The following is a 15,069-nucleotide window of genomic DNA, read 5'->3' as shown; positions in this document are numbered from 1 at the left end:
ATCCGTAAGTCAGCCGTCTGGAATATCAAGATAGAACTTCTGGTGAGGAAAGCTTCCTGTCATGTGAGCAGTGGCTCCTTCTTTAAGCCTTTTATAAACTATTTCAGGTATATTTTTAACCGTAATTGCTTTAATTATCTAACCTCTGAAAATGTTACAGAGATTTCATTGCGGCTGCAAAATGCAATCCATTTAAGTAATCTTGCACCTAACAAGCCTTTAATTCGCGTGCGGGGCAGTCGCTGAAGGCGAAGATGTGTGCTGCATTAATCTCTACAATATGGACACATTCCAGCGCCATATTGTGCCCATTCAATCAGGCATGAGGTACAGAAATAATGTATGTCACAGCTGGCAGGCGAAACTGCCCCTGGAATCATGGCTTCACGGCAAATAGCACATTCTCCAAGAAAATAACCTTCAAAAAAGAAATCAGTGATTGCGAAGAACATTATATGTTCACACTGCTTCAAAATTAATTCCATGAGATATCGAAACCACCCTTCAGCCTGAACAGCTAATTTTTCAGCCTGAACAGCTAATTTTTGTATAAGTTCATAGACTAAAGTTTTATTTGAAAATGAATAGCGGCTATTTTTTAGTTGTAAAGTATGAGTTTGAGTGTCACATATAACGTAAGAAAAGATATCAGATTCTCTTTGTTGTACTTTTACTACAACAAACATTTCATTAACTGAAAAGTCAACTCCTTTGACTCTTTTAAAATCACTTATTGATTTCGCAAAACCATAGTTCCCATCTAATAAAAAGACTAACTCATTGATCACTTCTTCTGACAGTATACTTAGTGGGATTGAGGAATAATGATTACAATGACTATTTTCATTACAGCAAAGTTCAACCCAATGATAACGATCGGAATCTAATGTCGGGAATGAAATATCAAAGAACACTTCCTCAAGTTTGCCCATCTTTGTTAACCCTATTAAAAGATGCATTTTATTATCTACTTCAGAAGAGGTAAATTTAATATTGCTAACACCAAGATTATGTAATGGTTTTGATATATTGTATAAAGCACTGTTTTCTAACAGGCCTGAAAGCCTTAAATCAAAAGAAGTCAACCCCACTGTCTTAGATATTTTTATTTCTTTCATATTGCTATTACTTAAGGTACTTGAGGCTGTTCTATCTTCTAAAATGTCATAAATAAAATTTACAGGTATTAATGCTAGCGCAACGATCAAAAGACAAGTGTCTATTTTATCACCAACTCTACGATGCAAATAAAATTCGTAGTAGTTTCTATACCCAAGTGCAAGTATTGATACCAAACGAAAAACGCCTCTTGAGCCTACGTAATAATCTATTGGCATATAGATGTAGTTGCATAGTGACTCCTTAACAACGTCATACCAAATCGATTGACCTCCTATAGTCACTTGACTCTCATCAGGCTCTTGATAATCTGAAAAGCAAAATCCTGATAAACAAAAGATTGTTAAGGATAGGACCATTAGCTTTTTCCAGAACTCAAATCTTTTCTTCAATTACAAACCTGCTTTCAAACGGATTGAATCAAAAACGTAGACGCACGCAACAAAAAAATCCAGCAGACTGCCATCGTAAACTGTTGGGTTTGGCACTATGAACCTAAATGTAAGCTTCTGAAAAAGCGTCTATACTGACCTGCTCACCATCAACTACTGACATGGTAAATGACGAATGTATAAATCACTTCGAATTTTAGTGATCTTCTTTTTGTTCACAGGTTTATCCGTAACTTGCTATTCAAGCATTGATAAGTTAGCGAATAATAAATTTCGTATCATCAATAGTGAAGGGAAAGTCAAGGATGTCGAGATAGATGGAGTATCTGGATTTATTGACTATTTTGCCGAGGTCTATCATACCAGTCAGAACTGTTCTGGGTGCACCTCCTATTTGTACAGTATTGCGGGAGATAGTTACTATCTTTACTATGAACGTCACTTGCCGCATGCAGATTTGGTGTCAAAATTTCTCAGCTCATATTCACAGATCAGCAATCCACCATCTCTTGGTGTCGTTCTGTTTGAGCCTGGATTGGCATCCAGCGACTCTATTACCATGGCAGCCATTGGAAATGTAAAAATGGATCAGCCACAACAACCTCGCACAATGGTCAGTAGCAGAGTTATTGCTTTAGAGAGAATTTCTGATCAAGATTTACATTTTGAACTGCACTCTGACGGAAGCTCAACTTTAAGTCAGATATCAGGAGATTATACTATTGTAGATCAAGCCTCCTTCAAAGATTAATCGCAACCTTCAACTAGCACCACATAACCAATCACCGACGCCGTCAACGTCGGCAAGGTTTGAAATGGCATATTGCCTATGATTTATTCCATATCCATCTTACTACGTAGAAAGGTCATAAAATCATTAACTCTTTCTGCCATCTGACGTCTAATCCCTGGTTGCTCATGCTGAGGATATGTTGATATTCCAGACTCCAGAATAATGGCTGTTTTAGAGTTTAATACTCGTTGCAATGCTACTGTTTCTTCATATGAGTATACTGCTTGTAAACAAGATCCCCTGAATCAATCAATGATTGAACTCTTGCCACTGTAATTTCGAGAACCTCAAGCAGGCTATCAACCCTGACTACCCACTCTGGCTTGTCAACTAATTGTTGAAGTATATTTTCACCTCCCGCAGCAGACCTGAACACAGCAGCAGATGAAGAAGCTTGCAGGTTTACCTGCTCTTCTTCTGTTAAATAAGGAAACATGACTTGCAACAAAGTTTGAGCAAATAACACTGCCACAACATTAAGGCTGTCATTAGCATAGGTCATTTGGTTACCAATGATACCCATGTTGCAAAGTAACAGAGAGAGAGAAAAGCAGATTTCTAACAGTTTTCATTAAGCAAACACTCTGATTTAAAAGCTAACAGTATAGACATAGCTTTGCCTTCTGGTTGTTAAATCAGTACAGATTTTTGCAATGAGACTTACAGAAAAAACTTTAATCTGGTGATGTTTTTCTTGGTAGTGACGGTGTTGAAAAGTTGTATTGGGCTCCTTAAGAAAAAGCTACTATTCCCGTTCACATTCTAAAAAAATTGCGAAGTCTATCGAAAATGAGTTAATCCGATAAGGGTCAGGAAATTTTGGATGGTATTAAAAAAATAAAAGCTTTTAAGCCCGCTAAACAATAAGTTTCTACGAGAGTCATTGAGAGAAAATAATAGAGGTATTGAGTCAAATCCCGGAAATTCTTAAAGCTAAAAGGTTTGGTGGTGTGAGTGACTTGTCATCTCACACCTCCACGTTCGACAGCTATATCAGAGCAAGCAGGCCAACAGGGTGATACCGACAACGGCAAGCACAATACCTAAAAAAATCTTCAGTTTGCGACCTTTTTTAGCCGACTTTTTCGCTGAATCCAGAGACTCCACGGCTTCTTCAACATTATCTCTGCTTTGAGTGATATGATCTTCAATCCGGCTCACGTCCTGACCTTGTTCATGAACGATACCTTGCAGGTTATGCATTATTTCATGGACATCAGCAACATCCCGCTCAATTTTCATTATTTGGTCATTTCGCTGACGCAACTGGCTCAACTCATCGAAACGAACGTCTAGCAGCACCTTCTGAAGGTAGTCAGCAGCCTCATGGACGTGGTTTTCATCTTCAGATGAAGTTTCCAGCAAATTGACCGCAACATTCAGCTTTTCAAGCACTTTGCCAGCCTCAGGATGATTCTGAAGCTTTGTTTTGGCATCGTCCAGGAGACCTGTGGTTTTCTGTTTCATCGTCACCAGATCCTGCTTAGTATGCGCCCGAGAGCAATCAATTTTGAGACTCTCAAGTCTGGCTGCCAGATTGTTGTCATTCTGGCTCTCCGGCTGGCCTGGTTTTGAAACCGGTCTGGTAATACCTCGTTCTGAAGGTGGTCTGGCAATCGCTCGTTCTGAAACCTGTTTGGCACTGCCCGAGCTCCTTGAACTTTGGTCGGAGTAGTGGGTGTGAGAGAAGTCGCCAGCAGTCTTCATATAACCACAGACGTTATTGAATGCCCTGACCGTACTGCGCCTGAAGCTGGAGGCAAGGTTTCCAAGCTTTTCCAACTTATCAGTAATAGCATTCTTATCAAAGGGTACTGAGCCTGTTTGCAGAAAATTTATCATACTACTCCCTCCATCAATCCTTGTTGTGTTCTTTGTTGTGTTTTTTGTTGTTTGACAAGAATGCTATCAATGGCTGACAAGATCACTAACAGCACTGTCAGTTAGGCTGACATAAAACACCTGGCTGATCAGGAAGGGCAGAGAGAGGAAAAGAAACTTCTCTGCACAGGTCTCCAACCCGTGCAGAGAACGAGACCATCAGACGTGCTTAACCTCATCGATCTCATATTCAACATTGCCGGAAGGTGTATTCACTACCACCACTTCACCTTCTTCTTTACCAACCAGGGCACGGGCAATCGGTGAGTTCACAGAGATCTTGTTGTATTTGATGTCTGCTTCATCATCACCCACGATCTTGTACTCGACTTCATCGTCCGTATCCAGATTAACCATTAAAACCGTGGTACCAAAGATAACCTTACCGGTTTTTTTGATCGTAGTGATATCGATGACCTGAGCGTTGGATAACTTGGCCTCAATATCGTTGATACGACCTTCAGTAAAGCTCTGCTGTTCACGGGCTGCGTGATATTCAGCGTTCTCTTTCAAGTCTCCCAGTTCCCGGGCTTCAGCAATCGCCTGAGAAATGCGCGGTCTTTCCACGGTTTTCAGTTGAGTCAACTCTTCACGGAGGGCTTTTTCACCCTCCACGGTCATTGGATATCGATTCATCCAGTCCTACCTTCGTGCAAATCCTGAAGTCTTCTGACTGTTTTTTCCGAGCCAAAGGCAATGGCCCGGGCAATGGCTTCCGCACCTGCCATGGTGGTGGTGTAGAGAACCTTATTGGTCAGCGAAGATCGGCGGATTTTATAGGAGTCTGCAATGGCCTGACGACCTTCGGTGGTATTGACAACAAAGGCTATATCACCATTGACGATACTGTCCACCATATTTGGTCGACCTTCCATCACCTTTTTAACCCGGGTCACGGGCAGGCCGGCATCTTCGATCACCTGGGCAGTTCCACTGGTAGCCATCAGCTCAAAGCCGGTATCCATCAGCAGGCGCGCAATACCAGGCACCATTGGTTTGTCCTGATCACGGACACTGATGATGACACGGCCACCTTCTGGCAGTGCCATGTTTTCAGCCAGCTGGGCCTTATAATAGGCTTCCGGGAAAGATGCACCAACACCCATCACCTCACCGGTAGATTTCATTTCCGGGCCAAGAATCGGATCCACACCCGGGAACTTGTTGAATGGGAAGATCGCTTCTTTTACGCAGTAGTAGGGAGGTACAATCTCTCTGGTAAAATCCAGCTCTTTCAGAGTTTTACCCATCATGACACGAGCGGCAATCTTGGCCAGAGAGTGACCAATGCACTTGGACACAAAGGGCACTGTACGGGACGCACGCGGATTAACCTCGATCACATAGAGTTCACCGTCTTGCAGCGCCATCTGAACATTCATCAGACCAACAACACCCAGCTCCATAGCCATGGCTTTCACCTGCTCACGAATCTTGTCCTGGATGCGGGGACTGAGACTGTAGGGAGGCAGAGAACAACCGGAATCACCGGAGTGAATACCTGCCTGCTCAATGTGCTGCATGATGGCACCAATAACCACACGCTCGCCGTCGCATACTGCATCGACATCCACTTCTACGGCACGATTCAGGAACAGGTCCAGCAACACCGGACTATCATTGGAAACTTGAACCGCTTCTTTCATGTACTTTTGCAGTTCATCTTCGCCCGCCACGATTTCCATGGCACGACCACCCAGAACGTAGGAAGGGCGCACAACCAATGGATAGCCAATTTCCTTGGCTTTAGCAACAGCTTCTTCAGCACTGCGCACCGTGGCATTCGCAGGCTGTAACAGGTCCAGCTTTTGGATCATGCCCTGAAAACGCTCTCGGTCTTCGGCACGGTCAATCGCATCCGGACTGGTACCGATAATCGGCACACCTTCAGCTTCCAGAGCACGAGCCAGTTTCAGAGGTGTCTGACCACCGTAGTGAACAATCACACCTTTGGGTTTTTCGACATCAATAATGGCGAGGACGTCTTCCAGAGTGACCGGCTCAAAGTACAGTCGGTCAGAAGTGTCGTAGTCGGTAGAAACCGTTTCGGGGTTGCAGTTAACCATGATGGTTTCGTAACCGTCTTCGCGGGCAGCCATAGCCGCATGAACACAACAATAATCAAATTCGATACCCTGACCGATACGGTTAGGACCACCACCGATAACCATGATCTTTTCGTTATCAGTTGGCACAGCTTCACACTCTTCTTCATAGGTGGAGTACATGTAAGCTGTCGTAGAGGCAAACTCGGCCGCACAGGTATCTACACGCTTGAAGACCGGCTTGATCTTCAGCTGACGACGATGGTTACGCACTTCTGTTTCAGAGATCGCCATCACCTCTGCCAGACGCGCATCACTGAAACCCTTACGCTTGAGGCTGAACAAAGTGGTGGCATCCAGCGCAGACAAGTCTTTGCCGACCAGATTCTGCTCTTCTTTAACAATGTCTTCGATCTGGACGAGGAACCAATGATCGATCATGCAGCTGTTAAAGACTTCCTCCCGAGTCATACCGGCCCGAAAAGCGTCTGCCACGTAGTATGGACGATCCGCCTTTGGAACAACCAGCTCTGCCTTGATCTTGTCGATAGCACCTTCAGCAGAAACATCCAGCATGGGATTGAAGCCAGTGGCTCCGGTTTCCAGACCACGAAGGGCTTTCTGCATAGACTCCTGAAAAGTACGACCAATAGCCATGACCTCACCCACAGATTTCATTTGGGTGGTGAGACGATCGTCGGCCTGAGGAAATTTTTCAAAGGCAAAACGAGGAATCTTGGTGACGACGTAATCGATGGTTGGCTCGAAAGAAGCCGGTACCACACCTCCGGTAATTTCGTTGCGCAGTTCATCCAGGGTGTAGCCCACGGCCAACTTGGCTGCCACTTTGGCAATCGGAAAGCCAGTCGCTTTTGAAGCCAGGGCAGAGGAACGGGATACCCGGGGGTTCATCTCAATCACGACCATACGACCAGTGTCCGGGCAAATACCGAACTGAACATTGGAACCGCCGGTTTCAACGCCAATCTCACGCAGAACAGCCACAGAGGCATTACGCATGATCTGATATTCTTTATCAGTCAGCGTCTGGGAAGGTGCGACCGTGATCGAGTCACCGGTGTGAACTCCCATCGGGTCAAAGTTCTCGATAGAGCAGACAATGATGCAGTTGTCGTTGCGGTCGCGCACCACTTCCATCTCGTACTCTTTCCAGCCAATCAGGGATTCATCGATCAGCAGCTCATTGGTGGGAGAAAGATCCAGACCCCGCTTACAGATCTCTTCAAACTCATCCTTGTTGTAGGCAATACCTCCACCGGAACCACCCATGGTGAAAGAAGGACGGATGATACAGGGAAAGCCTACCTGATCCAGCACAGCCTGAGCTTCTTCCATGGTATGCGCAATACCGGATCGGGGTGTTTCCAGACCAATGTTCTTCATTGCTGTGTCGAACATTTCACGGTCTTCAGCCTTATCGATAGCATCCCGGCTGGCACCGATCATCTGGACGTTATATTTTTCCAGAACTCCCTTATGGAACAAATCCAAAGCACAGTTCAGAGCGGTCTGACCACCCATAGTAGGCAGTACTGCATCCGGACGTTCTTTCTCAATGATCTTGGCGACTGTTTCCCAACGAATAGGCTCAATGTAGGTCGCGTCTGCCATGCTGGGGTCGGTCATGATGGTGGCCGGGTTAGAGTTCACCAGTATGACACGATAGCCCTCTTCTTTAAGGGCTTTACAGGCTTGGGCTCCGGAATAGTCAAATTCACAGGCCTGACCAATGATGATAGGACCCGCACCCAGGATCAGGATGCTTTCAATATCTGTACGTTTCGGCATCGTTGCTCTCGTAACTTGTCTCAGGCTTGCGGAGCTCTTTGCTCACGAAAGCCTGTTGTCTGTACTGTAAGTCTCTTTTTCAAGCGACCTGATCAGGATTGGGAAGCGGCTGTATGCTCTTCCAGCAGGCTGATAAACCGGTCAAACAGCACCGCCACATCGTGTGGCCCCGGGCTGGCTTCAGGATGCCCCTGGAAACTGAAAGCGGGCCGGTCGGTCAGCTCAATCCCCTGAAGACTGCCATCAAACAAGGATTTGTGAGTGACCCGGATATGCTCAGGCAGTTTCTCTTCAGACACGGCAAAACCGTGATTTTGACTGGTAATCATCACCACACCGGAATCCAGATCCTGCACCGGATGGTTGGCTCCGTGGTGACCAAACTTCATCTTCATGGTGCTTGCACCACTGGCCAGACCCAGCAGCTGATGACCCAAACAGATACCAAAGACCGGGATACGGGTTTCCAGAATATCCTGAATGGCCCTGATGGCATAATCACATGGCTCCGGATCGCCAGGACCGTTGGACAGGAAAACACCGTCCGGATTCATGGCCAGAACCTCTTCGGCAGAAGTCACTGCGGGCACTACCGTCAAACGGCAGCCACGCTGGGCCAGCATTCTGAGAATGTTGCGCTTCACACCAAAGTCATAAGCCACGACATGGAAAGGCTGCTCGTCAACAGACTGGTGATCATCAGACTCCAGAGCCCAGACGCCTTCTTTCCACTCGTAAGGTTCGGAAACCGTGACCTCCTTAGCCAGGTCCATACCTTTTAGGCCAGGGAATGCACGAGCCTTTTCCAGAGCTGCCGCTTCATCAATATGACCGTTCTCATCGGCCACCAGGATACAACCGTTCTGGGCACCCTTTTCTCGCAGGATGCGGGTCAGGCGACGGGTATCAATATCAGCGATGGCTACGATGTGATTAGTACGAAGATACTCATCAAGAGGCATTGTGTTTCGCCAGTTGCTTGCGAGAAGAGGAAGATCACGAATAACAAGGCCGGCTGCGTGAATTTCAGTAGACTCTTCGTCTACGGGAGTAATACCTGTATTACCAATATGTGGATAGGTGAGAGTGACGATTTGACGGGAATAAGAAGGATCGGTGAGTATTTCCTGATAGCCTGTCATGGCTGTATTGAAAACGACCTCACCACTGGTTTCTCCGTCGGATCCAATGGCAATGCCCCGAAAAAGACTTCCGTCTTCCAGAGCCAGTACGGCTGACTTAGTCAATGATTCCTCCCACATTCACCTCATGAAAATCATCTCATTCATGGGCAAAATGATTTTCTATACGCTCAAGGCTGTTCCACCTGCTCCCTTAAAGAGCACGCTCAAAAAAAGCGAGAGGTAAATTGAATCACCGTCTCGCTTTCTTATCCGACTTTTATCAGGGATTTCAGGGGCACGCTAACTGCCTCAATAAATCTAATGCAAATTTTTCGCATTTGAACACAATATTCGTAAAAAGACAAGATTTTCTTCTACCAGGAAACACTTGAATTCAGTGCACTCGTAAACAGGCATTTATGCATTTCGATCAGTCAAAAATCAGAATCATGTAGCAGAAAAACAATGTTAGATGAGTCACCCCCTGGAAAAGGTTACTTTTACCTGATGCGAAGTTCACCATGGAAACCAGCAACGTCAGAACCAACAATAATGCGTCGACATTATTCAAACCCAGAACAATGGTTTTGGATGTCAGAATTCCAATCAGCAACACGGCGGGAATAGTCATACCAATGGTGGCCAAGGCCGATCCCAGACAGATATTGATAGAGCGCTGAAGATTATTGGCTATTGCCGCCCTGATAGCCGCCATGCCTTCCGGAGACAGAACCAGAATCGCCACAATCATACCACCCAGATCCGAAGGCGCCCCCAGTTCATAAATCCCATAATCCACAATCACTGCCAGCTTTTTGGACAGCAAGACAATGGGAACCATGTAGCAGAGCAAAAGCAGGGTATGCGACGAGACAGACAACTTCTTTTCACTCTTGCGATTATAACCCTCATTATCGCCCACAAAATAGTGCCGGTGCCTCATAGCCTGCATGCCCAGGAAAGCCAGATAGAGGACGACATTCATGACAACGAGAAAGACGATTTGCTCAAGGGAGAAAGTACCTATGGACGTTGACTCAGTAAAATTAGGCAGAATCAAACCCAACACAGAGAGAGGAATAAGAATCCCGAGAAAAGAGTTAGCGCCCTGTAAATTAAACGTCTGCTCAACATGCCTGACCCCTCCCAGAAGCAGCGACAATCCGACCAGCCCATTGAGTACAATCATCAGGACAGAAAACATCACATCCCGACCGAGTGTCGGATTATGACTCCCCGTCAGCATTACGGCTGAAATCACAATAACTTCGATACTGATCACTGACAGGGTCAGTATCAGAGTGCCGTACGGCTCTCCCAGCTGTTCGGCCAAACCATCGGCATGGCGAACCACACCAAAGGAAGACCAAAGCATGACAACAAACAAAAGCAGAAACAGTCCGGCACTGACCCAGTTAGAAGAACCTGTCGTCAAAAAGTGGTTGCACAACGAATAGAACAGTATTGATGCTGCAATACCTGAACAAAGCCCAGGTTCGGATTTCAACACCAAAGGTAGTTTTATCACTGCTCAAGCTACCCGTAAAAAATATGTTTTGAAGGCTATTGATATGAGGAAAGTAGTCACTTAGCCGCATGTGAACAAATAATAGATGAGCTGAGAAAATCTCCCTAATCTTTCCCGGCTTCTTTGCCTGAAAGTCTTCTAAATTCTCCTGATGGAACTAATCACTCTCCCGAGACTCTAATATCCAGTGGACTATTAAATCCGGCAGTAAAGGAGTACACCAATGAACATTATAAACCATGCCATCAAGCTGATGGCTGCATTACCCGTAACTACGAGTTTGTGCGTCAACGCTGATAGTACAAAACAAGAAAAAGAATGCTCCCTGAACGCTACGCCGGCCGATTATGATATTGGGCGCCTCATTAAGACAGGAACCACGACAGAAGCAGTCTTTCTTTTTGCTCAAAAAGCCTCAATGATCAGTCCGTATGAGATTCACCGTTTTACCCAGCTTAACATTACTCCGGAATTCGTTGCATCGTTTCATCCTGGAGCGGCTGGTGAACCAGCTTTTATAAATGAAATTCTACAGGCAGTGTTAAGCCCCCAAACGGCGAATGGGTTCGGAGGTACATTATGATTAATAGTCACTTTCCAGCTCAGTCCGGACTTACCAATGAACTGTTAACACAAGAAAAAACCATTAAAGCAGAAAAAGGCGAACAAAATATTACTGATACCTTTGCCAGTCAGGCAAACCATAATATAAACAGAACCTTTAAGAATGATATTTGTGCAACTTCTGTCATAAACCAAGTACACACACCGGAAAGTACCCTGGAAAAACCTTTTCCTGCCCCCCCAACTAAACTAGAGCATTATTATGTTTCAACTCATGAAGGAATTACATGGCATAACAAAAAAAGAAAAGCTTATGAAAGTTCGTCCACAGAGGCACTTCCAGAAAAGTTAAAAAGCAGTAAAGAGTCTTCTATTATCGAAAGTAGTGCTCTCCTGCAAGCTGGTTGTTTGATACCAAAGGACAAGCAATGGATATCTTTTCTTCAGGATTTTTTCAGGCAGATACCGATTCATGCATCATCTATGAATAGAATTACCTCTTTACAAAGTAAAGCTGGAAAAATTAAAGAAATCGTTTTTCTGGTAGAAGCTATCCACGGTCGGGGTTATGGAAATTTAAACCTGTATATAGAATTCTTAAGGAATTTTGTCAGACTTTCTCCTGGCACTTTACATCTGGTTCGCTTTTCTGGCTATGAACCTACTCTTAGCAACAAATTACCAAATCTTCTTTCTGGTTTACCTGCACGTGACATTGATGAATTTATCATTTATGGGGAACACAAATTATCGTCACCAGAAATAAGACCGGATAAGCTATTTGGTATTCCATACATCGTAGAAGAGACAATACCAACCCATCTTTTATCAAAAAATACACTACAAATTTACACCGTTTGGGACTCGTATAAAACATCAACAAAAGCTCCATTATTTCAAATAACTAACTATAGGTGGTTCCCTGAATCTACAAGGGAAATGCCCCTGAAAAACCTAGAAAATCATCTGCCCATTTATCCATATGAGATCAATAAAGATACGTCAACACCAGAGTTAATGAAAAGGGATATAGCTAACAGCTTAGAAAATCCAGTCACACAAGGTTATGATACTGAAAAACTAGCTCAATTTTTTACCGAATTATTGCAATCGGCCAAAGAAAATAAAATATATCTAGCCCTTTCCTATCATGCTTCGGGGATGTTAAAACATGAGTATTACAATTACACAAATGCCGCTAAAGCGTGTTTTGGCGATAAGCCTATCATTATTATTGCACCACACAGCGAGAAGATCGACCTGTCTGAAAAAGAAAAAAAAGAGCTCAGTGATACTGGTAATATAGAGTTTTCAACTAATTACTGCCTGGACTTTACTGCTGAGAAATCACTTAAAGATAAGGTCACCGTATTTGAATTTACTTTTTTACCTAAGCGACTGTTTGAGTTGATTTGTTATTTTTCCAACATCCCCATTTATGCACCGGGAGCCAGCACCGCTAATATTGCACAATGCTTAAATAAACCCTACCTTGGACTGAGCAGATGTGGTCATGAAATACCAACAACAGGCAACCCAAAACTCTTAGGCCGCTGGAAAGTAGCTAATAGTGCATTTCATTTTAATCCATTCCTTATGCAAGAGGTTAAATCGGCTCTGTTAACAATGAGCAAAGAGCAAATAGAGTTATGTGACAGAAAAATCAAACATGATCTCTGGTATACCCCTGAGAATGCCCATTTAGAACTCAATAAAATATGTAGAGTAATCACAGACGAAATCCTGAGATATACTGGGCTAATCTCAACGTTAATTCCGCACTTTTTTAATGGAACGGATACCTCAAAAATCCATGAATATACTCATCTCTCAGCTGATGATCGGCAAAGTTACTTTACCCGGTTATTAGACGAAGGTAGATTACCCGAGTTTTGCCAGTACGTCTGTGATAAATCAAATGAAATAGTGCTTGATTATATGTCTCAAACAACTAAGCCAGGAGATAGTTTTTATGAACTGGCCAGAGCATTACAACAAAAGGCATTGCATCCTGACAACAACATGATGTTGGAAGTATTAGAAAGAAATCTTCCGGATAACTGAAATCCGGCTCAGCCAAAAATACCTTGTTCAGGGGGCTTTGAATAAATCCTCTCCTTCGCACAACTTCCAGCATCTGTACCTGGCCAATGGCTTCGATAAAAACATCCAGCTTTCTGCGGTTCCGGTCAGCTGCACATAACGAACCCATTCAGAGACAAAACTATATTTCCCTCCCAGGGGAACTAATATCTCTCCCGAAACTCTAATACTAATAGTGCTTTCTAACTTTCGTGATGAGCATGGATATTTGAGCTTTAAAACAAGGCGGCATAAGGAGTCATAGCCTTAGCTATGGTGACGATCGCCAACGCAGGATTAAGGCTCGACTCTTCAGCGCAATAGGGAGTTAGAAAGTTCGATTGGTATGAAAGGACTATTGAACCCGGCACTAAAGGAGTACGCCAATGTGCATTCCAAATTCCATCAAGCTGATATCTGCATTACTCATAACGATGAGTTTTTGTGTCAACGCTGATATTACAGAACAAGAAGAACATTGCCTGAACGACGCACTGGCCGGTTATGATATTGAGCGCCTCACAGAGGTGGGAACCACAGCAGAAGAAGTCTTTCTTTTTTCTCAAAAAGCCCCAATGGTCAGCCCGTATGACATTCACAGATTTACCCAGCGTAACATGACTCCGGAAGTCGTTGCATCGTTTCATCCCAGTGTGGCTGGTGAACCTGCTTTTATAGATAAAATTCTACAGGCAGGGTTAAGTCCCCAAAAGGCGAATAGCTACCTCGAAGCCGGCGTTGATCAGGCCAACATTTTGACCAGTTACTTCAAAAATGGAATACCTCCTGATCTTGCAAGCGCCTTATACAAAAATGGCTACTATTTCTACGCTGACTCTGACTATTCGAAGGTTTGGCTTCAAGAAACAATGGAAAAGGGGCTAACCATAGAAGATCTGCCCAGATACAAGGGACTCGCCTCAACAACCAATGAATTAAAAGAACTATACGTTTCAAAAGTGCCTACTGATTTTCTTCATAAAGCCCTGAGTATGGATATAACCCTGAACCTGCAAGATGCAAAATCTCTTTACTTTCGTGGCATTGACCTGGACACCTACCCATCTCTAATCTCTGACGAACGGACCTGCACTGTATATCCCACAACCCGTCTTGAGTTTGAACACCTTGGTAATCTTGCTGGCTACCAGAGCAAAAAAGAGACTATTCCTCTACCAAAAGCTTTATTTTTCCGGCTTAACACAGTATTTTCTGGCAGAGATTTTTCACAAGAATTTATGCGACATTTTTCAACCGACGATCAGGAAGAGATTTTCAAGTACGTTGAAAACATAGCCAAACGTGTAAAAAACCCAACGATTTATAATTTGCTCTACCTGACAGCGGAGATTGTTTCAGAAAAGCTTCACTACGAATCAGTGGATGAAGGAGAACTGGAGCTGACTTTCCCGATAGATTCTTCAGTAGCTGAATATTGGCGAAGGGGCATTGGCGACTGTGATAAATACTCGGCATTGGGGACGGTTGTTTTTGCTCAACTGAAACAAATGTTTCCTGACGTACTGGCAAACGTTTACCTCATCAACGAAATGTTTTCGACATTAAAAAAACATTCCTGGAATACCGTCGTCATTGCAGAAGAAGATCGCCTGATATTCAGCTACATTGACATAACACAGTACGACCCCGGTAATACCTATTTTCAACACCTTATTATTCGGTTTCTTCTACAACTGCATGATGCCATTCAGAATCTGAATGAGGCATCTGG

At 44.1% G+C, this 15,069-nt stretch carries 11 protein-coding genes; 4 read left to right on the top strand and 7 right to left on the bottom strand.

Features of this window, described 5'->3' with window-relative positions:
- Positions 1-266: 266 nt before the first annotated feature.
- Positions 267-1,511 (bottom strand): RING finger protein, encoded by a 1,245-nt coding sequence (locus KDK16_RS02950; RefSeq protein WP_257274602.1) that lies wholly within the window; start codon positions 1,509-1,511, stop codon positions 267-269.
- Between the two features lie 175 nt (positions 1,512-1,686).
- Between KDK16_RS02950 and KDK16_RS02945 the strand changes: the two genes are divergently transcribed.
- Positions 1,687-2,262 (top strand): hypothetical protein, encoded by a 576-nt coding sequence (locus KDK16_RS02945; protein ID WP_257253327.1) that lies wholly within the window; start codon positions 1,687-1,689, stop codon positions 2,260-2,262.
- Between the two features lie 238 nt (positions 2,263-2,500).
- On the opposite strand, the gene KDK16_RS02940 is transcribed toward KDK16_RS02945, so the two are convergent.
- The 6 genes from KDK16_RS02940 to KDK16_RS02915 all read right to left on the bottom strand — a co-directional run bounded on the left by KDK16_RS02940 (position 2,501) and on the right by KDK16_RS02915 (position 10,613).
- Complete coding sequence (locus tag KDK16_RS02940) at positions 2,501-2,827, bottom strand: hypothetical protein (protein ID WP_257274600.1); 327 nt, start codon at positions 2,825-2,827, stop codon at positions 2,501-2,503.
- Positions 2,828-3,297: 470 nt separating this feature from the next.
- Complete coding sequence (locus KDK16_RS02935; RefSeq protein ID WP_257253325.1) at positions 3,298-4,146, bottom strand: hypothetical protein; 849 nt, start codon at positions 4,144-4,146, stop codon at positions 3,298-3,300.
- Positions 4,147-4,344: 198 nt separating this feature from the next.
- Positions 4,345-4,821, bottom strand: coding sequence for a transcription elongation factor GreA (gene greA, locus KDK16_RS02930; protein WP_257253324.1), 477 nt, complete (start codon positions 4,819-4,821; stop codon positions 4,345-4,347).
- Positions 4,818-8,039 carry a carbamoyl-phosphate synthase large subunit gene (gene carB, locus KDK16_RS02925; protein WP_257253323.1) on the bottom strand — a complete coding sequence of 1,074 codons (3,222 nt, stop codon included), beginning with the start codon at positions 8,037-8,039 and terminating at the stop codon, positions 4,818-4,820. The genes greA and carB overlap by 4 nt, the downstream gene beginning before the upstream one ends.
- A gap of 92 nt (positions 8,040-8,131) precedes the next feature.
- Positions 8,132-9,286, bottom strand: coding sequence for a glutamine-hydrolyzing carbamoyl-phosphate synthase small subunit (gene carA / locus KDK16_RS02920; protein ID WP_257253322.1), 1,155 nt, complete (start codon positions 9,284-9,286; stop codon positions 8,132-8,134).
- A gap of 307 nt (positions 9,287-9,593) precedes the next feature.
- A complete protein-coding gene (locus KDK16_RS02915; RefSeq protein WP_257274599.1) occupies positions 9,594-10,613 on the bottom strand; it encodes a calcium:proton antiporter in 1,020 nt (339 codons plus the stop codon).
- Positions 10,614-10,914: 301 nt separating this feature from the next.
- On the opposite strand from KDK16_RS02915, the gene KDK16_RS02910 reads away from it, so the two are divergent.
- From KDK16_RS02910 to KDK16_RS02900, 3 genes are all read left to right on the top strand, one after another.
- The gene (locus tag KDK16_RS02910) at positions 10,915-11,274 is read left to right on the top strand and encodes a hypothetical protein (protein ID WP_257253318.1); all 360 of its coding nucleotides are present in this window, start codon (positions 10,915-10,917) and stop codon (positions 11,272-11,274) included.
- On the top strand, positions 11,271-13,319 hold the full coding sequence (locus KDK16_RS02905; protein WP_257274597.1) for a hypothetical protein: 2,049 nt from the start codon (positions 11,271-11,273) through the stop codon (positions 13,317-13,319). The genes KDK16_RS02910 and KDK16_RS02905 overlap by 4 nt, the downstream gene beginning before the upstream one ends.
- Positions 13,320-13,723: 404 nt before the next feature.
- Positions 13,724-15,069 (top strand): hypothetical protein (locus tag KDK16_RS02900; protein ID WP_257274596.1); only part of this gene is annotated, 1,346 nt, incomplete at its 3' end.

The organism is Endozoicomonas sp. SESOKO4 (genome assembly GCF_024606275.1).
Note: the sequence above shows the minus strand (reverse complement) of the source record. Positions and strands in the feature narration are given on the sequence as shown.

Coding starts and splice junctions, on each gene's coding strand:
- KDK16_RS02945 (WP_257253327.1), top strand. CDS start 1,687: ATGTATAAATCACTTCGAATTTTAGTGATCTTCTTTTTGTTCACAGGT.
- KDK16_RS02940 (WP_257274600.1), bottom strand. CDS start 2,827: ATGGGTATCATTGGTAACCAAATGACCTATGCTAATGACAGCCTTAAT.
- KDK16_RS02935 (WP_257253325.1), bottom strand. CDS start 4,146: ATGATAAATTTTCTGCAAACAGGCTCAGTACCCTTTGATAAGAATGCT.
- greA (WP_257253324.1), bottom strand. CDS start 4,821: ATGAATCGATATCCAATGACCGTGGAGGGTGAAAAAGCCCTCCGTGAA.
- carB (WP_257253323.1), bottom strand. CDS start 8,039: ATGCCGAAACGTACAGATATTGAAAGCATCCTGATCCTGGGTGCGGGT.
- KDK16_RS02910 (WP_257253318.1), top strand. CDS start 10,915: ATGAACATTATAAACCATGCCATCAAGCTGATGGCTGCATTACCCGTA.
- KDK16_RS02905 (WP_257274597.1), top strand. CDS start 11,271: ATGATTAATAGTCACTTTCCAGCTCAGTCCGGACTTACCAATGAACTG.